Consider the following 21,681-nt stretch of genomic DNA (forward strand, 5'->3'; position numbering starts at 1 on the left):
AACTTTGTGACTGATAGATTTAAATAGTAGCTAGCATAGTGAAAACGTAATGCATCGTTTGATATTAAGCTACCCACTGTTGCACCTATTGCAAAAATTGAATGAGTTTGAATAGATTGTAAATTTTAGTGGTTTGAACTGTTATAGCTAGGCCAATCTTACCTTGACTTTACCCCATAATGCTCCAAAATAATCTTTATACATATAATAATGACAAAGGGATGAGCCTTTAACTTTTATGTTGCTCTATACTGACGACACTGAGTTAGACGCTGGCATATATTTACGAGAGGAGCGAACTAAGTTTCGTGAACTTCGAAATCTACTAAATATAGCCCAATCAAGCTTACGTAAACTATTAGAAACGCCTTCGTCTTCACAGGATCTCGATTTACAACGTGAAAATTTTGAGGATTGGAATAACCTGCAACAAGCATGTGCCCAAACACTTAAACAAGAGTCACGCGATATCGAAGTGTTTGTGTGGTGGTTAGCGGCGTTAGCCTTTAATAACAGTAACCTCTCGGCGTTTAATGAAGGGTTAGACGATTTTTTATATGCATTAAATGCATTAAATGAGTCTATTCACCCTAAGTTACCAGAGAAGAAGGTTGCCAAGCTTGGCGAAGATCAAGTGGCAGCAAAACACTGTGAGAATCAGACGCGTGCACTTGAGCAATTAACCGGTGATAGCCCAAGCTCTGGCTTACTTAATGTTCCACTTATGCGTTTCCCGTTAATCGATGATTATACTTACAGCGATTACTTATCGGATCAAAAATCAGGTTCACTTGAACAAGTTAAAGGGACCTTTATCACTAAGTTGCAGGCGAATAAAAAGCTGTTAACAGAACAGTTCAGCCGCATTATTGAGCTTGATAAGAAAATCGGTGATATCGACTTATTTATAAATGGTTATCGCAATAAATTTGGGCATTCTCTGTTGGGTTTTCGTTTTATTCGCGACAACTTAAAACAGATAAAACTAATGTATCTGTACTTTTTCCCAGATGTCGATAAACAAGATGAACAACCAAGTGAAGCGGTTCAACCTCAAACGGTGAATACTGAAAATAGTGCGGTTGAGTCAACAACACCAGCAACGCAAGTAGTACAGACTACACTAACACCAAGCGTAGCAAGTACACCTGTTGCAGCTACTCAAACGTATACACGCGAAAATGCACTTGAAGATCTTAATCGCATTGCGGTCTTTTTCAAAAAAACAGAGCCCCATAGTCCTATTCCGTACCTTATTGCCCGCGCGATTCGCTGGGGCAATATGTCGTTTTCAGAATTGCTTGGCGAGTTGATCAAAAAAGAATCCCCAGAACTTGCTGAAATCCGCAAGCTAACAGGGGTAGATAACGATTTAGGCGAATTGCTCAATGACGATATAGCTATTACAGCACCAATTGCTGAAGTAGAAGAAGTTGAGCAAGCATCTGAAGTAGCAGTAAGTCAGCCAGTTGTTCAAGCTGAACCAAATCAAACAAAGGAAGCTGAGGCTGACACAACGTCGAGTTCAGGCCCTTTATGGTAAAAATTAGTAAAGATTGCATCTACATTTAGTAGGGCAAAATAATAAATATTTAAGGAGAATGTAAGATGGCATCAATCTTCATGAGAATCGATGGTAACGATAGCATCAAGGGCGCAGCAACAGTAGCTGATTTAAATAGCAAAAAAGGTTGGTTTGCAGTAGATAGCCTTTCTTGGGGTGCTATGCGTGGTGTGTCGGTTGATATCGGCAATGCTAACAACCAAGATAACGGCATGGTAGCACTAGGCGAAATTAGCATTTCTAAAGGATACGATGGTGCGACACCATACCTTTTAACGTATTTATTCCAACCAGGCGCAGACGGTAAAACTGTTGAGCTTGTAATGACAAAACCATCTCGCGACGGTAAAGGCATTGTTCCTTACTTTGTTATCTCACTAGAAGAAGCACGTATGGCTAACTTTAGTATTTCAGGTAGCGATGGCAGCCAGCCAAGTGAATCATTCTCGCTAACATATACTAAAATTGAGCAAATCTTCTTCGTAGAAGATGAAGGCGGTAAGTTAGAAAAAGCAGCTTCTGTTAAGTACGACGCGACTGGTAACCAGTTAACTTCTGCGGCAGACTTAAAATAAGGTAATTAAAAATGGCACTTAATTCGCAACATAAGCGCGTTAGTAAAAATCGTGTAAGTATCACCTACGACGTGGAAACTAATGGCGCAACAGAGAAGAAAGAACTTCCTTTTGTTTCAGCTGTATTAGGTAACTTTTCAGGTGACAAAGAAGATCCGAAAGAAGTAGAAGATCGTGAATTTATCCAAGTTGATCAAGATAACTTTGACGAAGTTCTTGGCCGCATCAAGCCTGAGTTATCACTGAAAGTTGATAACGTAATTGAAAATGATGATAGCCAGTTTGAAGTAAATCTTGAGTTCGAATCAATGAAAGACTTTGAGCCGGATGCGTTAGTTCAGCGCATCGAACCGCTTAAGAAGTTACTTGAAACACGCAATCAGCTAAATGAATTATTGAGTAAAGCAGACCGTTCGCGCGATTTTGAAAAGCTGTTAAAAGACATTCTGCAAAGTGCAGATTCGCTTAGCTCATTATCAGAAGAACTTGGCGTGAAGGGAGAAGAATAATGTCTGAAGAGTTACAACAAGGATCAGCTGCCGAAGGTGAAAGCCTGTCATTTTTAGACAGAGCAATTAGCGCAACAAGTCAAACAGCACCAGACAGAACTAAAGAGCTATTAACGTCGCTTACGCAAGAAGCGATGTCAGGCACAGTTACATGGGATAAAAACCTTACCGATACAATTGCAAATGCGGTAGCGGCGATTGACAAAAAAATGTCAGAGCAACTGTCACAGATTATGCAAAAAGATAACTTTCAACAGTTAGAAGGTTCTTGGTTAGGTTTACAGAAACTGATCCGCAACAGTGCATTAGGCACATCACAAAAAGTAAAACTACTTAACATCTCAAAAGACGAGTTATTAGAGCAGTTTGAAGATGCACCTGCAGTTGACCGTAGCCCACTATTTAACTCACTTTACCAACACGAATATGGTACAGCGGGTGGTGAACCTTATGGTTTACTATTAGGTGACTATGAGTTTTCTCAATCGGATGAAGATGTTGCTTTACTGCGCTATATGGGTGAAGTGGCAGCTGCGAGTCATGCGCCATTTATTGCTGCAGCATCGCCAGAAATGTTCGAACTAAGCAGCTTCTCAACGTTTAGCGAAGGCAAGCCAATTGCACCTGCATTTGATTCGCCAAGTTATGCGTCATGGAATTCATTCCGTGAAAGTGATGATGCACGTTATGTCGCATTAACATTGCCTCGTACCATGGCTCGTTTACCGTACGGCTTTAAAGGTAAAAAGATTAAGTCATTTAACTTTGAAGAGCTTGCAAACGATAACGCAGGTAATCCAAAACCAGCAAACAACGATGAAATTGTTTGGTCAAATGCTGCATACGATATGGCCTTGAACATGAACAACGCATTCGAAGCGTTTGGTTGGTGTACTGCAATTCGTGGTATGGATAACGGCGGTAAAGTAGAAGCGTTACCTAACTTAACTTACTTGACTGACTCAGGTGATATCACGCAGCAATGTCCAACAGAAGTAAATCTTACGGATGAGCGCGAGAAAGAGCTAAGTGATTTAGGCTTCTTACCACTTGTTCATTACAAAAACTCTGACTATGCCGTGTTCTTAGGCGGTCAAACGACTCAGAAGCCAAAAGAATACACAGACCCAGATGCAACGGCAAACGCAGCTATTTCAGCACGTTTACCGTACATTATGGCAAGTAGTCGCATTGCACATTATTTAAAAGTAATGGGCCGTGACAACATTGGTTCAAATATGGAAGCAAGCGACATTCAAAAGCAAATGAGTGAATGGATCGCGATGTATACCAACTCAGGAGCAATGGGTAACGAAGAACGCGCGAAAACGCCACTAGCGGAAGCGCAAATCTCAGTTATCGAACAGCCGGGTCGTCCAGGTTCATACTCGGCGGTAGCGCATTTAAGACCTTGGTTACAGATGGAAGAGTTAACAACGTCTGTACGTATGGTTGCAAGCCTACCGGGCTAATGCCAGATCAGGGCAACTTATTAAGGTGAGTTGCCACTATGCGAGGTGCTGTATTAGCACCTCGCTTTTGATTTGAAAATAATAAAAACAAGGAATACTGTGTGAATCTGAGCGATCAGACAGCTTCATCAGAACAATCAAAAGCGTTAGCGTACAATTTGATTGCTGAAATTGACCGACTTATCAGTGCTCAATTATCTAAAGTGATGTCTGACAAAAAGTTCCAAGCTTTAGAGGCTCGATGGCTTAATTTACAGGAACTAACCAGTTTACCTGTTAACTACAAAGCGATAAAAGTTCGCATTCTTAATATTTCTTGGCGAGAAATATCGCAAGACTTAAATATTTCTACTTCGGTATCGCACTCACGCCTGTTTAATTTAATCGCCAATAAAGAATTTAATACTTTAGGTGGTGAGCCTTATGGCTTAGTGGTTATCGATCATAATTTAACATTAGACTTTGATTACGATAACGAATTTGATGATTTATACACTTTAGAGTTGCTTGCTGCGTTAGGTGAAAAAAGTTTATGTCCAATTCTACTCGATGCTGACGATGGCTTTTTAGGCGCTCAAGGTGAACAGTATTTGGCTGATGTAGAAAAAGTAAAACGTGTACTGACGGATCACGACTTTGATACGTGGCATCGTTTAAGAGAAAGCCCAAATAGCCACTTTCTTGGCTTGGTATTTAATAAAGTCGCGATTCGGGAAAGTTACGAATACTACCCCGCTGGTTTTGTCTTTAATGAAGACGAAACCGAAGCGTTTAAATGGGGTAATGCTGCGACCACGTTTTTAAAAAATGTAATTATTGAATTTAATCGTGTGCGCTGGTTTGGTTTTTTAAAGTCGCGCAAATTGGACTCGCTAGGTGGCAGTGCAATTAAAAACTATGGTTTAAAAGCTAATTTAGAACCATGCTTTAAAATCCATTTGTCGGCGTCTAGTGCTGCGTTTTTATCCCAATTAGGATTAATTCCGATTTTCTATAACCCTCTAAATAACCGCTATTTTTTCCAATCGAATAGTTCGGTTAAATTAGAGCAAGACGGTGAAAATCGCTTTTTGATTCAAACAACATTAATGATCAGCAGAATTGCCCATTATATTAAATTGCAATTAAGGCAAATGATTGGCGCAGCTATGGAACCCCATGATTGTGAGAACCGCATCAGCCATTGGTTAGAGCAGTATTGCTCTAACTCGATTGTTAATGATGAGGTGACCTTAGCCGGTATGCCGTTACGATCGGCGAAAGTAACGGTGGATGAAGAACCTGGCAGCCTGAAGCGTTACAGTTGCCAAATTGATTTAATGCCACAGTACCAATACGACCGCGTTGCAAGTTTAGTTAGTTTATCGACGGCGGTTGAATAAATGTCTTTTTTTAGCGCATTTTATTTGGAACAGGATGAAGTCGGCACTAACTCAATGGATGAAATTGTGTTGTCTATTCACCACAACATTGGCTTGATTTTAAAAACCGAAGCAGCGAGTTTACACCAAGGCGATGGTAGTTTGAGCGATGACTCAAACTTGTGTTTCGGTATAGAAGATATGGCATTGTTTAGTCGCCTAAATTCAGGTGAGCAAATTGCATTAAGAATAAAAAACAAAATTATGCAGTTTGAACCACGCCTACAAGATATAAAAGTGAGCTATGTTGATGACTCACAAAAAGCCCAGTTAACTAATACGCTCAAATTTGAAGTATCTGCAATGCTACTAATAAACGGTAAAAAAGAGTTGCTCCAGTTTGATACAGATATAAATCTGACAAAAATGACTGTCATGATAGAGAACGACACAAATTATGATTAATCGCATGTTAAAACACTTTGAAGATGAACTTGCGAGCATCAGAAGTGGCTTGGAGGGGTTCCGTAAGCGTTTTAGACGTGAAGCTGAACACATTAACCTCAACGACAAAGGGCAAGAAGATCCGAACGTTACACGTTTAGTTGATAGCTTTGCCTGGGTATCGGCAAAAAATGCAATTCAAATCGATTCGCTGCGCACTCGCCATATTGAAGAATTCGCGCAAATTGTTTCACCTAATCTATTTCAACCTTTGCCAACAGTAGTAAAAGCGCACTTTAATCCAAATCCAGATGATTTTAATAAGCCTGTATTTCTTGATAAAAAGATTGAAGTTGAGTTAGAAGTCATTAATAAAGGGGATGATAATACTCAGGTAACTTTGTGTAATTCGTTACCCATCACTTTTAGCCCAATTAAAATTGATTTCTTTAAACTTGAGCAAACGCCTTTTGAGCATGCGATTCCAAGTAACCTAGACACCAAGCACGCGCTTTTTTGCCTTCGTGTAGCGCTCGATCCAATTAGTCTTGAAGTTGATATGCGCCAAGTGTTAGCGCAGCCATTACAACTTCATTTTAGTAATGAGTCGATAGGTCGTAATGTTGCTGATGTTATTAACCAGGCTTTAATAGACGTTGCAATCACAGTTGATGACCAAGCGCAGTCGGTATCGCTTGGCCGAGATAACTTTAAGCCGCTAGTGATTGATGATGATTTTATTGTATCGCCAATTGCAAGTAATGAAGTGCCCGTTTACTTTAAGCTTAAAGAGTATTTTTCTATTCCTGATAAGCGCCATTTTTTTATTTTGCGCAACCCACATCATATTGCGGTTGAAGCAGGTCAACGCGTGTATCTCGATTTCTATTTAAACGAGCTAGGCGCTGCATTATTAGATGAGAAAAAATTAGAAGTAAAAATAAACAAAACCCTGTTTAGTAACTTATTTCATCAAACATCTGAGCCAATCCGTGTTAATTATCAAGAGCTTTCGTACCCTGTTATTGCTGATGCAAGTCAATCGAACATTCAAGTTTACTCAATTGATCGGGTGCTGCGCGTTGATACTGAAGGTGCAGTAGAAATTCCGCCGATTTTGGGTAAACAAGCTATCGATTTTAATCAGCAATTGTATTGGTCGCAAACGACAAAACTTGGCCGCGGTCGAAATATTAAAGCCTTATCTGGGCAGGAAGTTCAGCATCTAATATTTCCAATTAATCACTCTAGCAGCGAGTTACCTAACGGCTTTAATGCCTACGCAGAGGTAACCTGTTTTGATGCGCATTTAGCAAACAAGGTGCATGTTGGTAACCAAATCGTTGTCAATACAGAAGAAGCGCTTGCAGGTGAGTTTGACGTTGGCGGTGTAGCAATTCAGCCAACGCAAGCCACTACCGATGAACAGAATTATTGGAATATGCTCAAGTTATTGTCGTTTAATATGTCGCAGTTATTAACGGCGGATAATGCCAAAGAAAGCCTAAAAGGGTTTTTGCGTTTATTCATTAACTCAAATGCCACGCACCATGAACTAAACGTCATCTATAACGTTGCCGCTAAAAAGATCAATGCCCCGTTTTTACTGGAAGGGCGAATGGTGTTTGTACCAGGTATGAAAATTGAATTGACTTTGGATAACTCAGAGCTCAATGCAGACTATTCCTTATTTATTGCATTACTTAATGACTTCTTCTTAGCACAGACTGCATTTGACCGTTGTTGCCAGTTATCGGTATCGTACACTAGCTTCAATTGGCCGGTAAAAACGTTTGATGCGCAGCTAGGAGTTCGCGTATGCAGCTAAAGCAAAAGGCACTTTATAAAGTAAAGTCGGCGCTTCATTTCAATCGCTTAGCGCGAGTACTAGGTGTTAAAAAGATTAGCTATAAACAAGATTTGTTTTCTAATCAATATCACGATAAGTACATTAAATTTACCCAATTACCCGACCAACATCTGGTTGTGCGCTCGCATCAAGCAACTTTGTTTGGCATTAATGGCGGCTTACCTCATTTTATTTTAGATTGGTTAAAAGAAGCGTATTTAAAATCTAATCGCGCCTATTTACGCTTTATTGCTATTTTTGATGATGCAATGGTGCGTCAATCAGTGAAGCTTGATTCATATAACTCAATTGTTTATCGCGCCGAAAAGTGCGGAGATAAACAACAGCAAAATGCGTTGAAACAGAGTTATTTTGAAGCACTTACCGCCCATTACGAAGAATTAAATATGTTGCCGGCAACTTTGGTTGTACGTGGTGAGAGTCATTCACTAAACAATTTAAAGTTGCTTTTGGCTTATTATTTTCCGTTTCAATTTACCATTGCGCTTAATCAGCTAGAAAATAAGCCTATTCCACAAACGGCGCGCAGTCGTTTAGGGGGGTGTCAGCTAGGTCATGGCGCTATTGTAGGTGAAACGTTTGTGCAATTGGGTCGAACGCTAAATGTGGTAGTGAAAATAGACGACTCTGCATTTTTTAGTCAAATTGAACAGCAAAATAGCGCTGCAATGGACGTTTTACAATCAATCAAATCAATTTGTAAGTATTATGTTAATCACGAAGTTGTAGTTAATGTTGAGGCTGAATATACTGGTTCAGATAAATCGTGTTTAGCACTTACCAAGAATAAACAGCATGCGCTGGTGTTAGGTATTAACTCAAACTTAGCCACACTGCATGGAACAAATAAACGAACCGTAAGGGCTCTGTCGAGCTAAAAGGATTTTTATGTCACAAATATCAATTTCAAAGCTCATTTCCTTTTTGGACAATAACCTAAAAAATGCGTTGGAATATGCAGCAGCAGATGCGATGAAGTCGCAAGTTGGTGCAATTGAAGTAGAGCATTGGTTGGTTTCTTTGTTGCAAGGGCGTGACGCTAAGTTACAGCAATTCCTTGAATCTCAAAAAGTTGATTTACCTGCTTTTCAAGCTGAGCTAGAAAAGGCGCTAGCACGTTTAGATAAAACACATTCGGGGCAACCTACAATTAGTCCTGATGTTATCGAACTAATTAAATCAGCGTGGTTAATTGCCTCGGTTGAATTTTCGCATAATGCAGTTGTGGGATTGCACCTGTTACTTGCAATGCTACAAACCGATCCGCTTTCATTGAATCGCCATCACTTTGAGGCACTTAATAATGTTTCGATTGAAAGCTTAAAAGAATATATAAAGTCGCTTGCAAGTGGCTCAGCAAAAAGCGCAACAAGCCAAGGTGCGACGCCTGCAGCATCAATTGCCAATGGAGCACTTGAAAAATATACGGTAAACCTAACCCAAGCGGCTAAAAATGGTGAATTAGATGTGGTTTCGGGGCGTGCTGACGAGGTGCGATTAGCAATCGATATACTGTGTCGAAAACGCCAAAATAACCCAATTTTTGTCGGTGAGCCTGGAGTAGGTAAAACCGCTGTTGTAGAAGGGCTTGCGCAAAAAATTGCGAATGATGAAGTTCCTCCCGTTTTATCTGGCGTACAAATTCATTCATTAGATTTAGGTTTATTACAAGCGGGTGCCAGCGTTAAAGGCGAATTTGAAAATCGTTTAAAAGATGTCATTAACGAAGTTAAAAACGCCGATGTACCGATTGTGGTATTTATTGACGAAGCACATACTTTAATTGGTGCTGGTGGCGCAGAAGGGCAAAATGATGCAGCGAACTTACTAAAACCAGCCCTTGCGCGAGGCGAGTTTAGAACGCTTGCAGCGACCACGTGGGAAGAATATAAAAAGTACTTTGAAAAAGACCCTGCGCTTACACGTCGTTTCCAAGTTGTAAAAGTTGATGAGCCAAATGAAGACGATGCATTACAAATGTTGCGAGGCGTCGCTGAATCTCTTAAAAAGCATCATAAAGTGTTTATTACCGAGGCGGCATTGGAAGCCGCGGTTAACTTATCAATACGTTATTTGCCAAGTCGCAAGCTGCCTGATAAAGCGATTAGTATTTTAGATACGTCATGTGCGCGTATCGCATTAACGCAAAGTGCCAAGCCAGCAAAACTGGAAAAGGTTGAGCAGTCAATTCGCTACCTTGAAAATGAGCTTATATCGCTTTGCAAAGAAGATGAGATGCTCGACAACCAAGCCGCCAGTATTGCTGAAAAGCAGGCAAAAAAAGCACAGCTTGAGTCTGAACTTGAAGCGATTAACCAGCAGTGGCAACAAGAAAAAGAACTAGTCGACCAACTTAGTGCGATTCAAAGCGGTGAACAGCAAGGTGACTTTTTAACATCGTTAGACAAATTAAAAGCACTGCAAGGTGAAACACCAATGGTTCATGCTATTGTGGATGAACAAACCATTGCGGAGGTAATTGGTGCGTGGACAGGCATTCCTATTGGCAATTTACTAAAAGATGAAGTAGCGAAATTGCTGACACTTGAAGCGTCGTTGCATCAACGAATTATTGGTCAAAAACATGCAATGCATGAGTTGGCGAAAAGCATTCGTGTGTCGCGCGCAGGTTTAACAGATAAACGCAAACCGGTTGGTGTGTTTTTAATGTGTGGACCAAGTGGTGTAGGTAAGTCTGAAACCGCGCTTACGTTAGCCGATCAACTATTTGGCGGCGAACAAGATATGACGGTTATTAACATGACCGAATTTAAAGAAGCGCACAAGGTATCTATGTTGCTCGGCTCTCCAGCTGGCTATGTGGGTTATGGTAAAGGCGGGGTGCTAACAGAGGCAATTCGTCGCAATCCATATTGTGTGCTGCTACTTGATGAAATGGAAAAAGCCCACCCGAGTGTGCATGATATTTTCTACCAAATCTTTGACAAGGGCTGCATCCAAGATAGTGAAGGGCGTAATATCGACTTCCGTAATACACTGATTATTATGACATCGAATGCGGCTGATAGCGCGATAGTTGACTATTGTGATGCACAGGACACGCGTCCTGATTTAATCGAACTGGTTGATAACGTGCGTCCGGCGCTGCAAGAGTACTTTAAGCCAGCGTTTCTTGGTCGCTGTAATATTATTCCATATTACCCACTCAATACTGATGAATTAGCACAAATAGCGGGTATTGCGTTAAAACGAATTTCACAAAAGCTGTCAGAAACCTATGGTGCAACATTGGATTATGATCAGTCGTTTATTGATTATGTAGTGCTTAAAGGTAATGAACCAACTATCGGTGGGCGCGCGATTGAGCAAATCGTTAACCGCAATTTAATGCCGCTATTAGCAGAAAAGTGCATTGAACGAATTAGTAATGGAGATGCAGTAACCAGCGTAACTATTACGGGTGTTGCCGATGCAACCGATTTTGAACTGAAGGTTGAATAACATTTAATGTGGTATCGAGCATTTTCATATGTGCTGCTTGTATCGAGCTTATTCGTTACAGCTAACAGTTTGGCGATTGAACGGGTGCGTTTAGCGACGCACCAAGTTTACCCATATCACTATGTTGAGAACGGTAAAGTGTACGGTGATGTAATTCGCCAGGTAAAGTGTGCTTTTAATCGCATGGAAACGCCGTTTAAAGCGGAGTTTAGTGATTGGGTTGACGTTGAGTTACGACTGCGTACTGGCCAACTTGATGCTATTTTTGCTGTGGCTAACAGCGAAAGACGAAGTAAATTTGGAGAGCTCTCTATCCCGTTGGCACAAAAGTACCTTTATTGGTATTTCACAGGCTCTAAAATTGATGTAGCGACAACTAACCCGCTTTATCAAAAATACAAAGTGGCTGCTGATTTTGGTTCAGACGAATGGTTAACCTTAAAACGCCAAGCATATAACGTACAGAAAAAGCCGCGTGATGCCGAAGAGTTGGTGCAATTGTTAGTGAGCCATGAAGTAGACGCAATATTACTAGATGAACAAGAATTTAGTTATGAATTATCAAAGCATAATTTGCAAAGTACTCGCTTTTCGCGTCAGCACTATGGGAAAATAGCGCTTGGTGTACTGTTTTCTAAGGCCTTTTTAAATGAGCATCCGACGTTTTTACAATCATTTAATACTGCTGCGTCTAATTGCCTGGTGCAGGATACGGGGAACTAACTCATGAATTCGGCAATGTTACAAGTGACAGAGTGCCCCGAAGACGTTCGCTTATTATCTCGTATGGCAACCGTCACCGAGGCTGGCGTGGCGTTAGGTGGGTCAATTGAGTGTGATTTAATTTTACCTGCAGTTGATGCGAACCAAGACGCGGGCGCTATTTACTTTCGTGTTTCGCCTGATGTGACAACTGGTCGTTTTAAACTGCTGACCAAAGTTGAAGGGGTTGCGGTTAACCAACGAGCACAAATTGCCAATTCGTCCGTTACGTTAAGTGATGGTGATGTGATAGCGGTTAATGGTTACACCCTATTATTTTCGGCCGACACGGATATGCAAACTGAATCAATCAACGATTCAGATAAGGCAAATGATGCCTCGAGTGATTTTTATGACATGGTTTCGAATGTTGAATTTGATGCCAGTAATATCTTTGCCGATCTTGAAAGTGAACTTGATCAAGTGGCCGAGCATCAATCACAAGAGGATGAGTTTGTTGATTATCATGCTTATCAGGACGTTGATGTATCAAGCCAACAGGGAGCTTACTCTCATACGGTTGAAAAGAAGTTAGATAAACTTTTAGAAGTGTCGCAAAATCCATGGATTCAGCAAAAACAATTGCTTATGATGTTGGATGATGTTGTTGAGCAGTTTATTAAAGAGTTTGATCCTGAGATGATTGAAGAGATGGTTGGACCGCCATCACGCTGGAACAACAAACAGTGGGTCGCATACAAGAATTATTATCAGCGAAAACAAAATGAAGGGCATTTTAAACGTCAGTTTAAAGCGCTATTAATAGAATGCATGCAAAAATAATTATATTAATAATAATCGCTAGTTTATTTGGTTGCTCGAGCAACGATTTATTGAAGCGTTTTTCTCTGCCTATTCAGCTAAAACTGGAGACCAATGAAAAACTTAATTGGTCAAATAAGACCGCCAATCCAGTGGCGGTTCGCTTGTATCAGCTTGAAAAGTCAGATCGCTTTATGCAAAGCGACTTTATTACGCTATTTAATGACGATAAATCAGTGTTGGCTGAGCAGCTGATAGAGCGTCAGAGATGGTATCCTGTGATGCCGCAAACCTCAGAGTTTAAGACCATTGAATTGTTGCCAGGTGTGCGCCATTTAGCTGTGTTAGTTGAATTTACAGACTATCAAAAAAGTGCAGCAAAAGCCTTGATTACATTGCCAGAGGATTTATCGAAAGACACGGTTGTTTGGTTGGGAATTCAAGGCAGTACAGTGACCTTTAATGTGGTACCTCAACCAAGTTGGTGGGATAGTCTATTTAGCTGGGGAGCAGCATAATGAATAATAAAATCGTTTGGCGCGATGGCACCTTTTTGTACCCTCAGCACTTTCAACAGATGGATGCGCATTTAGAAGGCGTAATACAGAATTATAGCAGGCTGAAAACCGGAGAGTTGACGCCACATTGTGGTTTAACCCGTTTAAAAATAAATGAAGGTTTGCTTAACCTTGGGCAGTTTTCAATTCAAGCATGCGAAGGCATTTTACCAGATGGTCAATACTTCAATTTAGAAAGCGAGATTGCTTTACATATCCCTGAAGGTACGGTTGACCAAATGGTTTATTTGACCGTACCAATTATGTTGGTTGGCAATGACAGCTTTAACAATCAGCTTGCAACATCCCGCTATCGAACACATTTCTCTAAAGTGTTCGATTTTACTTCAAGCGAACAAGCTGAGCTTGAAGTTGAACATGCGTCACTTAATGTCACCTTGCAACTCGAAGAAGATAACTTAGATGGTTTCGTTAAATTAGCCGTTGGCAAAGTGTTAGAGGTTAATGGTAACGGTGAGGTGGTGATCGACCGCGCGTTTATTCCTGACTGCCTTAGCTTAGGAGCTGCGGATATTTTGCTTGAACGGATTAAAGAGCTTGAGACCTTAGCGAATGCAAAAGCGAATCAGCTACTGGCACGTTTAAACGCAACGATTGAAACGCAAACGGGTAGTGTGTTGTTTAAAGAGCAGCAACTTCTTTCTTTGATATATCACTGGTTGCCATGGCTTGAAGCGACACAGCGTACACAGCACTACAAGCTGGGACGTTTTTTTTATGAATTAAAGCAGTTTGAATCAGCATTACTGAGCGCTGATTTTGAACCGCGCACATCGTGGACACCGCTGACATTTGAAAACTTGTATCACCAATTTCATAGCGTGATATCACGAATAAAAGACAAGCTTTCAATCAATCAACAGCAAAATGTGATTGAGTATTTATGGGATAAATCGCTATTTGATAGCAGACGCATGCTATTGGCAAAGATTAAGCAAGTAGAAGTGAGGCAAGCACAAAGGGTGATTATTGCGGTATCTTCTGAGGCCAATATTGCCAAAGAAGTATTTGAAACTGGTTTCAAACTGGCGGGCAATAAATCCATTGTCGAATGCATAAAAAATGCAACGCAAGGAGTAAATGTTACTGCATTGCCATTTCCGCCACCAGAGTTAAAAGAGCGTGCCAACACCAGCTATTTCCAAATTGATTTAAATGATGTGCTTTGGCAAAAAGTGCTTGATAACAAGGAGATGCTCGCATTACATATTGATGCGCGTATTTATGTTGAAGACGTTAAATTATTTTTAATTAACTAGTATGCAAATAGCCAGTTATACCGTTAACCAGTTTTCATTAGTTGATGAAAAAAACACTGCACTTAAAGATCTGTTCAATGAAATTGAATGGCAAGGTGAAGCGTTATTGCGTTTGAGTTTACCGTTTTTGCCGATGATTGATGCAGTTGCGTCACTCGATGAAGCAAATTCACTTGATAACTTGCGCGATAAGTTGGTAACGGAACTTAAAGCGCTTAAGCGTCGTGGCCGCGATGAAAATATAGCGCCAGCGCTACTCGATAAACTGTGCTTTGTTTGGGCTGCGTTTTTTGATGAGCGCATCAGCTATGAATGTAAATTAGATACAACTCAATGGCAAAATAACACGCTTGTCAGTCAATTGTTTGGTATTCGTAACAGCGGCGAAACCTTTTTTAGTTTACTCAAGCAGCTAATGGAGTTTCCAAAAAAGCATATTGAGCTTATTAAAATTTGCTATTTGTTGTTACAGCTCGGCTTTAAGGGCAAGTTTAATAACCAGCAACAAGCAGAGCTTAATAAAATTATTGCTGATGTAAATTTTGCAATTACTGAACTAGGCGCATTTAAAGAACAAAACACGGTTTCCCCATTAGCAAACATTAAGCGAAAATCTCATATTAGCTATGGCTTATTTAAAGGCGTTTCTGCTACGTCTTTTGTTGTTTTTATTGTGTTCTTAATGCTCGCTGGATTGATCTCTTACAATGTTTATGTCGGCAAAATATATCAAAGCCAACATCATGAATATGATGAAATGGCCAAAAATACCTTTGCTCATTTGCAACAGTTAAAACATAAACCAATTTCAATTGAAAATGCGCAATTTACCTCTAAAGAAAATTACCAAAAGCCAGTCGTGACAGCCGCGCCAATTACACACGTACCTGAAACACAGCCTGAACCCCAAGTTGATACAACAACTCAATATTTTGTGCAACTTGGTGCATTTTATGAGCGCTCACGCGCACTTGCTTTGCAACAAAAATGTGGCAATGAAGACTATCAAACGGTGATTGAAGGTGACGACGCGCGCCATCGAGTTGGCTTTATTGCCGACGGCTTCACCACGGCTAAAAAAGTGAGCGCATATTTTTCGAGTTTATGTCGCGTGTCACCTTTTATTAAGGAGTACCAGTGAGCCGTTCATTAGTGCGTCTATATAGCGGCGCAATACTTATTATAATTGGTATAGTGCTGGCGATACTTAATGCTATTTTTCACTACTCAAACACCTTGTACTGGGTATGTATTGCAATTGCCTTAGTAGGTGTTTTGGTCATTACATTACCCACTATCAACCAAGCATTACTGCGCGGTGTACACAAACGTAATCAATTTAAGCAATACTCGCGTCTTATTCGCGGCGCACAAAAAAAATTAAAACTGAATGCCAATTTATATCAAACAGCCTGGTATTTAGTAGTATCTGAAGAAAGTGTGGGTGAGAGTTTTGCCCAGTTTAACCGTGTTAAATTGTCTTATATGCCCCCTGATATTGCACTTTATCATGTTAAAGGGGCACTAATTTGGCATGTGACTGCTAAAGACAACGTGACGCGTGAAAACTTTTTTGCATGGCTTAATTTTGTTAGACCTAAGCAAGCATTAAATGGCGTGTTATTGCTAACCGATGCGTTTAGTCTGATTCAGCGCTCACAGAAAACCAAGCAAGACTTTTTAAGTGATGTTAAAGCCCAGCTTGAATCAATTTATATTCGTAACGGTATTCAAGTGCCATTGCATTTGTTTCTGTGTGGCGTTAACAAACTTGACGGTTTAGCTGAAAGCCTGCACCAGCAAACTGACATTGATGACTTATCTTTCTATTTGGCCGATCAAACAACGGGTGTGCAACACACATTATCGCATGCCTGTGATGAGCTGTTTAAAAAGTTGTTTATTAACAATATTCATCAAGTTTCACTGCAATTGGATGACGAATTCAAGCGCAAACAGCTATTAGGTTCAATGCAACTCCAATATGTAAAACTTTCTGTTGAAGGTTTTATCGAAGACTTGCTCGACTTTAATGGCTTGGAATCGCCGTTTACGTTAACAAGCTTTCATTTGGTTGAGTCTGAATCAAGTGAGTATCGGGTAAATTTAGCCACAGCGCACACCTTGATTGAAGTAAATCAAACGATGCTACCGGTTGTGCGAGATGCGAATTTAAAACCGCGCGCAGAATTAACTAAAACCTTTGCGGCGCAAGTATTACCACTGTCTAATTCGGCGCCAACAAATAAACGTCGGGTTGTTAAGCACTTTGTAAAGCAAGTTGGCATGTTTTCGGTAGGTTTAACGATATTTTCTGCGGCAGCTTGGATAGGTTGGCAAGCATATGTTTACAACGAAACACTACACCAAGAATTTGGTGACGTTCATCAGCAGTATCGTACAGAGCTTGATAATACCCAGTTCGATATCAACGATCCCGAATCTATTATCGAGCCACTTACGGTGTTACGACTTGCCTACGTTAAGTTTGATACCGAGCAACATAATCAGCCGTGGTTTGCATTACCAGTGCTGGCTTCAATTGAACGAGAGCGTCACTATACAGAGCTTTATCAAAAACAATTAAGTTTGGCACTGCAACCGACCTTATTAAAGTACCTTGAAGAAGAGTTATTTGTTTATCTAGAGCTCGAAGACTATTTAAAGGTCATTAATATTAAAGATGTTTATGAGTCTTTTGCTAGTGGTTCAAATAAACAAGTTGTCATGAATTATGTTGCGCAGTCTTTAAAGCAAGGCGGTATTTTGGATGAGGTACAAACTCAAAACTTTGTAGCGTTATTAGAAGATTATTATCAACTTGGCTACAGCAAAATAGACACCAATGAAGAGTTACTCGCCATTGTTGATAGCCAGCTTGCAATGCAAGACACCAATCAATTGATGTATGAATACGTTAAGCAACTGCCAGAGTTTTCTCGTTTAATTGATATTCGAAGCTCTTTATTTGGTGATGAGGCAACGCAAACACAGTTGTTTAAATTAAAAGGTGATGATGCGAATTTCTTAGTACCTCAATTGTTTACACCAGCAGCGTTGCAACAGTTGTCGTTTATTCCTGAGTCGGAATTTATGCAACAGCTGGTAAAAGATAATCACGGTCTATTTAAATCAGCGCCATCACAACGTGAACTTACCCGTGTTGGTAATTATTTGAAGTACAAGTTTATCAATGATTACATTAGTTTCTGGCGACAGTACTATCAGCAAATCACACTGGTTGATGGTTTAACATTAAAGCCTGTGTTAAACGCGTTAACCGAAAAAAAAACATCGCCATTAGTGCAGTTGTACAGTACGCTGCGCAGTTATATCTATATTACACCGGTCGAAGTGCCGACGTTTGAAGAGCCGCAAAGCGCATCGAAAGCGCCGAAAAAGTTAGCCGCAAAAGCGAAAAAACTCGACAAGTTAGCGAGCTCGGCGAATCGTTTATTGAATAAAGAGCAGCAACTAGCAATTGCTAAGGCTGAGGAACATAACGAAGTTAGCGAAAAGGTGGCGCATGCGTTTTCACAAAATACACTGATCATCGCAAAGCGTGAGGATATTAGTAATGAATATCAGTCGCTTGTCAAAAAGCTTACTGAGTTGAAAAAGTGGTTAGCAAAAGCCGACAACGATGTGATCCCAGGCTTAACTTACTTTAAACAATTACAAAGTGAAAACCGTTTTGATGCTTTTTCAGGGTTGTGGCTTGGCAAGTATTCAGAGCCTGTAGTCGCTGATTTAATCGCCCTCGTACTTGCGCAATCAGCAAATCATATTGAAGAAAAAGTATCGGCTTATTTGCAACAAGCTTGGCAAGATAGCGTAATACAGCCATACAACAGTACAATATCACCGTTTTACCCGTTCAATAAAGATGGCACAGATTTATCGCTGACAGCGCTGAGAAGTTATTTCGCTCCAGGCAGTTCGGTAAATAATTTTAACGACAGCATATTGAGTCACTTCTTAAACGTTGGTAATCAAAAACAGCTCGCTATTTTTGATAAAGATACTGTAATAACGCTTAATAGCGAAGTAGAGCAGTTTATGAGTCAGTATATTGCGTTACAAAAACGTTTGTACGGCCGTAATAATGAACTTCAAGTAGCTGTTACCGTGTCGGCGAGAAATATGTCGCCAGAGCTCAGTGCATTTACACTACAAACGGGTGAGCGCTCATTGCACTATACTCATGGCCCTGAAATCCCGAAAACATTTAGCTGGCCTAAAGAGTTTACTGAGTCAAATTTAATAATCACATTGACAGATTTAAACAATCAAAAGCAGCAACTAAATTACCAGGGAAGCTGGGGCATTTATCGCTTTATCAGTGAGCATCAAGCTAGCACTAGCAGTGAATTGCTACGCATTAATTTTAAAAATAAACAAGGTGTTGCGATAGCGATAAAAGGTATTGATGATAATAGCAGTATCTTAAATCCGCTGTTTTTTGCAGAGCTCACAATACCCGCAACGTTATTAAAATAAATAGCGTGAAATAAGAGAAAGTTATGGATACGTATATTGCAGGCGAAACCAGTTACCTTGTTGCTAAAACCGAGCAAGGAAAAGAGTATAGACTCAGTAGCTGCAAGGTTAATGATGTTTTAAATACCAGTTTTTCCATCACAACGAATATTATCACTGATGGTGAAGACGTATTTGAGCAACTTGGCAAGTCGCTATCGATTACTTGGTATCAAGATGTGGCGGGACGTCCAAATACGCTGTTGCAATACAATGGCTATGTTACCGAGGTTCGCGAGCTCGAAGCCAACGCTGAATCTATACGAAGCTTTGAAGTTAGTCTATCTAGCTGGCTTTCACTGCTGCAATTTTGTCGTACCTATCGCATTTATCAAGCGCAAACCGTAAAAGACATTTTATCCGACATTTTTGATAATGCGGGTTTTAAAGGTGCGTATAAATTTGGCGCTATGCCATCAACAAAAAAAGAGTACTGTACGCAGTTTAACGAAACAGATTATCAGTTTGTTACTCGCATTATGGCTGAAGCGGGCGTTATATTTTACTTTACCCAAGACGAGGGAAAGCACACGTTAGTGGTACAAAACGCAAGCGCCCCTTTTTCTGCAAATAGCCTTGCGAAGTTTGACCATACCTTAACTAAGTCTGCATCAAACTTACTCATGAGCAAGTTTGAACCCGAGCAAAAGCTTATCGCAAAAAGCATATCTTTATCGGGTTACAATTACGATAAGGCAAAAACCGAATCGGGTTCTGCACAGGTTTCATCAACATCTATTGCTACCTTCACCAATAAAAAGTTAGAGCACTTTTCATTATCGTCTGACAAAGGGGATTACAGCGACAGCACTACATTAGTAAAGCAATTAAGTGACTCTCAGCAAAGTGAATCGCAAAATATTGCGATGCTAACGGATGCAAATATTGTCACTGTAGGTACCAGCCTGTCAGTGAAAAATCACCCCAATACACAATGGCAAGGCGACTACAATGTGCTGGCATGTCATCATGATATTGAAGTATCACAAAGTAATCTCAGTACCAGTTACCAATGCCGTGTTACATGTCGCTCGCCCAAATTACCTATTACACCGAAATACCCTGCAAAACCCAGAAACACCGGCATAACAAATGCCATCGTGGTTGCTGACAGTGGCTCATTTGATAGCAAAGGTGAAATTAATCAAGACAAAGATGGTCGCATCAAAGTGCATTTTTTATGGGACGTGAGCGATTCAAAATCGACCAGTTGTTACCTAAGGGTCATGCAGCAAACGGCAGGCGTAAATGCCGGTATGCAGTTTATTCCGCGCATTGGTGATGAAGTGTTAGTTGACTTTATCAATGGTGATATTGACCAACCGATTGTGATTGGCAGTGTTTATAACGGAAACACCCAGCCACCTTTTGCTCAAAAAGATGCGACGCAATCGACCATCAAAACAGGGCTGGCAGATGATACTGCTCATGAAATTTGTTTTGATGATAAAAAAGGTGAAGAGAAGTTATCACTTACTTCGGGTAAAGACTTCGCTATTACAGTGGCAAATAACGCCACAACCTTAGTAAACGCTGAAGATTCAGTTACCATCAAGAAGACGCAAACCACATCTATTGAAGATTCTCAAACGGTTACGGTAAAAAATAACTACACTTTAAAAGCCGATAAAATCACCTTGGAAGGCGATACTCAAATTGAGTTAAAAGTGGGTAGTAATAAAATTACGATTAGCAGTTCAGGGGTTAAAATAGACGCGTCGAGCATTGAGCTCAAATCGAGCCAAGATACTAAAATTTCTGCAATGAATTTTACTACATCAAGTAATGCTTCAACTAAAATCAGTGCTAATGCAAATGTTGATATAAAAGCGACGGCACAAGCGAATCTTGAAGGTACTGCGGGCGCAAATGTTAAATCGACTGCAATTGCTAAACTTGAGGGCACCGCAGGGGCGCAAGTAACATCAACAGCAATGGCAAAACTCAGTGGTGCCGCGATGGCAGAAATCACCGGTGCACTGGTTAAAATAAATTAAATAATCACAATGAATATAATTACCGATGCTATTGTTAGTGAACTAAAACAGCCTAAAGTCAGTGTGATATTGGCTAAATACCAAGCGTCAGATAATGCCAAAGCGCTACTGCAATCCAATCCAGATTGGCAGCCTCAAATGGCAGTCTCACAGCTTGTTGAGAATGACTTACCACATGATGCAATTCAATTAATTGCGCACGGTTTACCGGTAATGACAGCAATACGCTGGGGATTAAGTGTTTTATCTAACAATGAACGGATCGCCGCTGAAAATGCCGCTATTTTAGAGTGCGTTGCAAGCTGGTTGAGTTCACCTAATGAAACCATGCGAATTCGAGCTCAGCAATTAGCTGAACGAGTAGGGTTGGATACCGCGGCAGGATGGTTAGGCTATGCTGTATTTTGGTCAGGCACCGGCTCGATTGTCGCACCTGAACTACCAGTTGTGATGCCACCAGATAATATGGTTGGTCACGCTATTAATGCAGCGATATTGTTATCCTTGGTTGAATCAAATTAAGCCAG

Annotated in this window: 17 protein-coding genes; all 17 read left to right on the plus strand. The window is 40.5% G+C overall.

Going from position 1 to position 21,681, the window contains the following annotated elements:
• The first annotated feature begins 238 nt into the window (after positions 1-238).
• Positions 239-1,543 carry a type VI secretion system protein TssA gene (locus ACXAFE_RS04370; RefSeq protein WP_475149149.1) on the plus strand — a complete coding sequence of 435 codons (1,305 nt, stop codon included), beginning with the start codon at positions 239-241 and terminating at the stop codon, positions 1,541-1,543.
• A gap of 65 nt (positions 1,544-1,608) precedes the next feature.
• A complete protein-coding gene (locus ACXAFE_RS04375) occupies positions 1,609-2,139 on the plus strand; it encodes an Hcp family type VI secretion system effector (protein WP_010560613.1) in 531 nt (176 codons plus the stop codon).
• An 11-nt stretch (positions 2,140-2,150) separates the two neighbouring features.
• On the plus strand, positions 2,151-2,648 hold the full coding sequence (gene tssB / locus ACXAFE_RS04380; RefSeq protein ID WP_010560612.1) for a type VI secretion system contractile sheath small subunit: 498 nt from the start codon (positions 2,151-2,153) through the stop codon (positions 2,646-2,648).
• The gene (gene tssC / locus ACXAFE_RS04385) at positions 2,648-4,120 is read left to right on the plus strand and encodes a type VI secretion system contractile sheath large subunit (protein WP_475149152.1); all 1,473 of its coding nucleotides are present in this window, start codon (positions 2,648-2,650) and stop codon (positions 4,118-4,120) included. Before tssB ends, tssC begins: the two co-directional genes overlap by 1 nt.
• A 101-nt stretch (positions 4,121-4,221) precedes the next feature.
• The gene (locus ACXAFE_RS04390) at positions 4,222-5,502 is read left to right on the plus strand and encodes a type VI secretion system contractile sheath domain-containing protein (protein WP_475149156.1); all 1,281 of its coding nucleotides are present in this window, start codon (positions 4,222-4,224) and stop codon (positions 5,500-5,502) included.
• On the plus strand, positions 5,503-5,946 hold the full coding sequence (gene tssE / locus ACXAFE_RS04395) for a type VI secretion system baseplate subunit TssE (RefSeq protein WP_475149159.1): 444 nt from the start codon (positions 5,503-5,505) through the stop codon (positions 5,944-5,946).
• The gene (locus tag ACXAFE_RS04400; protein WP_475149161.1) at positions 5,939-7,753 is read left to right on the plus strand and encodes a type VI secretion system baseplate subunit TssF; all 1,815 of its coding nucleotides are present in this window, start codon (positions 5,939-5,941) and stop codon (positions 7,751-7,753) included. The genes tssE and ACXAFE_RS04400 overlap by 8 nt, the downstream gene beginning before the upstream one ends.
• Positions 7,744-8,673 (plus strand): type VI secretion system baseplate subunit TssG, encoded by a 930-nt coding sequence (locus tag ACXAFE_RS04405; protein WP_475149164.1) that lies wholly within the window; start codon positions 7,744-7,746, stop codon positions 8,671-8,673. The genes ACXAFE_RS04400 and ACXAFE_RS04405 overlap by 10 nt, the downstream gene beginning before the upstream one ends.
• A 10-nt stretch (positions 8,674-8,683) precedes the next feature.
• Entirely contained in the window at positions 8,684-11,257 is a 2,574-nt protein-coding gene (gene tssH, locus ACXAFE_RS04410) for a type VI secretion system ATPase TssH (RefSeq protein ID WP_475149166.1), read from the plus strand.
• A 6-nt stretch (positions 11,258-11,263) separates the two neighbouring features.
• The gene (locus tag ACXAFE_RS04415; protein ID WP_475149170.1) at positions 11,264-11,980 is read left to right on the plus strand and encodes a substrate-binding periplasmic protein; all 717 of its coding nucleotides are present in this window, start codon (positions 11,264-11,266) and stop codon (positions 11,978-11,980) included.
• A 3-nt stretch (positions 11,981-11,983) separates the two neighbouring features.
• Positions 11,984-12,802, plus strand: coding sequence for a hypothetical protein (locus ACXAFE_RS04420; RefSeq protein WP_475149174.1), 819 nt, complete (start codon positions 11,984-11,986; stop codon positions 12,800-12,802).
• Positions 12,787-13,299, plus strand: coding sequence for a type VI secretion system lipoprotein TssJ (gene tssJ / locus ACXAFE_RS04425; protein WP_475149177.1), 513 nt, complete (start codon positions 12,787-12,789; stop codon positions 13,297-13,299). Before ACXAFE_RS04420 ends, tssJ begins: the two co-directional genes overlap by 16 nt.
• Positions 13,299-14,618, plus strand: a complete 1,320-nt coding sequence (gene tssK, locus ACXAFE_RS04430) for a type VI secretion system baseplate subunit TssK (protein ID WP_475149179.1) — start codon at positions 13,299-13,301, stop codon at positions 14,616-14,618. Before tssJ ends, tssK begins: the two co-directional genes overlap by 1 nt.
• Position 14,619: 1 nt before the next feature.
• On the plus strand, positions 14,620-15,759 hold the full coding sequence (locus tag ACXAFE_RS04435; protein ID WP_475149181.1) for a DotU/TssL family secretion system protein: 1,140 nt from the start codon (positions 14,620-14,622) through the stop codon (positions 15,757-15,759).
• The gene (locus ACXAFE_RS04440; protein ID WP_475149184.1) at positions 15,756-19,118 is read left to right on the plus strand and encodes a type VI secretion IcmF C-terminal domain-containing protein; all 3,363 of its coding nucleotides are present in this window, start codon (positions 15,756-15,758) and stop codon (positions 19,116-19,118) included. The genes ACXAFE_RS04435 and ACXAFE_RS04440 overlap by 4 nt, the downstream gene beginning before the upstream one ends.
• A gap of 23 nt (positions 19,119-19,141) precedes the next feature.
• A complete protein-coding gene (locus ACXAFE_RS04445; protein ID WP_475149186.1) occupies positions 19,142-21,154 on the plus strand; it encodes a type VI secretion system Vgr family protein in 2,013 nt (670 codons plus the stop codon).
• Positions 21,155-21,163: 9 nt separating this feature from the next.
• The gene (locus ACXAFE_RS04450; protein ID WP_475149189.1) at positions 21,164-21,676 is read left to right on the plus strand and encodes a DUF6931 family protein; all 513 of its coding nucleotides are present in this window, start codon (positions 21,164-21,166) and stop codon (positions 21,674-21,676) included.
• Positions 21,677-21,681 lie beyond the last annotated feature (5 nt).

It is taken from the genome of Pseudoalteromonas sp. ABV4_021, from assembly GCF_056159365.1.

Excerpts from the sequence above, each read along its gene's own strand:
- tssK (WP_475149179.1), top strand. The coding sequence starts at position 13,299 with ATGAATAATAAAATCGTTTGGCGCGATGGCACCTTTTTGTACCCTCAG.
- ACXAFE_RS04375 (WP_010560613.1), top strand. The coding sequence starts at position 1,609 with ATGGCATCAATCTTCATGAGAATCGATGGTAACGATAGCATCAAGGGC.
- ACXAFE_RS04400 (WP_475149161.1), top strand. The coding sequence starts at position 5,939 with ATGATTAATCGCATGTTAAAACACTTTGAAGATGAACTTGCGAGCATC.
- ACXAFE_RS04435 (WP_475149181.1), top strand. The coding sequence starts at position 14,620 with ATGCAAATAGCCAGTTATACCGTTAACCAGTTTTCATTAGTTGATGAA.
- tssJ (WP_475149177.1), top strand. The coding sequence starts at position 12,787 with ATGCATGCAAAAATAATTATATTAATAATAATCGCTAGTTTATTTGGT.
- ACXAFE_RS04420 (WP_475149174.1), top strand. The coding sequence starts at position 11,984 with ATGAATTCGGCAATGTTACAAGTGACAGAGTGCCCCGAAGACGTTCGC.
- ACXAFE_RS04450 (WP_475149189.1), top strand. The coding sequence starts at position 21,164 with ATGAATATAATTACCGATGCTATTGTTAGTGAACTAAAACAGCCTAAA.
- ACXAFE_RS04415 (WP_475149170.1), top strand. The coding sequence starts at position 11,264 with ATGTGGTATCGAGCATTTTCATATGTGCTGCTTGTATCGAGCTTATTC.
- tssH (WP_475149166.1), top strand. The coding sequence starts at position 8,684 with ATGTCACAAATATCAATTTCAAAGCTCATTTCCTTTTTGGACAATAAC.
- ACXAFE_RS04405 (WP_475149164.1), top strand. The coding sequence starts at position 7,744 with ATGCAGCTAAAGCAAAAGGCACTTTATAAAGTAAAGTCGGCGCTTCAT.
- tssB (WP_010560612.1), top strand. The coding sequence starts at position 2,151 with ATGGCACTTAATTCGCAACATAAGCGCGTTAGTAAAAATCGTGTAAGT.
- tssE (WP_475149159.1), top strand. The coding sequence starts at position 5,503 with ATGTCTTTTTTTAGCGCATTTTATTTGGAACAGGATGAAGTCGGCACT.
- tssC (WP_475149152.1), top strand. The coding sequence starts at position 2,648 with ATGTCTGAAGAGTTACAACAAGGATCAGCTGCCGAAGGTGAAAGCCTG.
- ACXAFE_RS04370 (WP_475149149.1), top strand. The coding sequence starts at position 239 with ATGTTGCTCTATACTGACGACACTGAGTTAGACGCTGGCATATATTTA.
- ACXAFE_RS04445 (WP_475149186.1), top strand. The coding sequence starts at position 19,142 with ATGGATACGTATATTGCAGGCGAAACCAGTTACCTTGTTGCTAAAACC.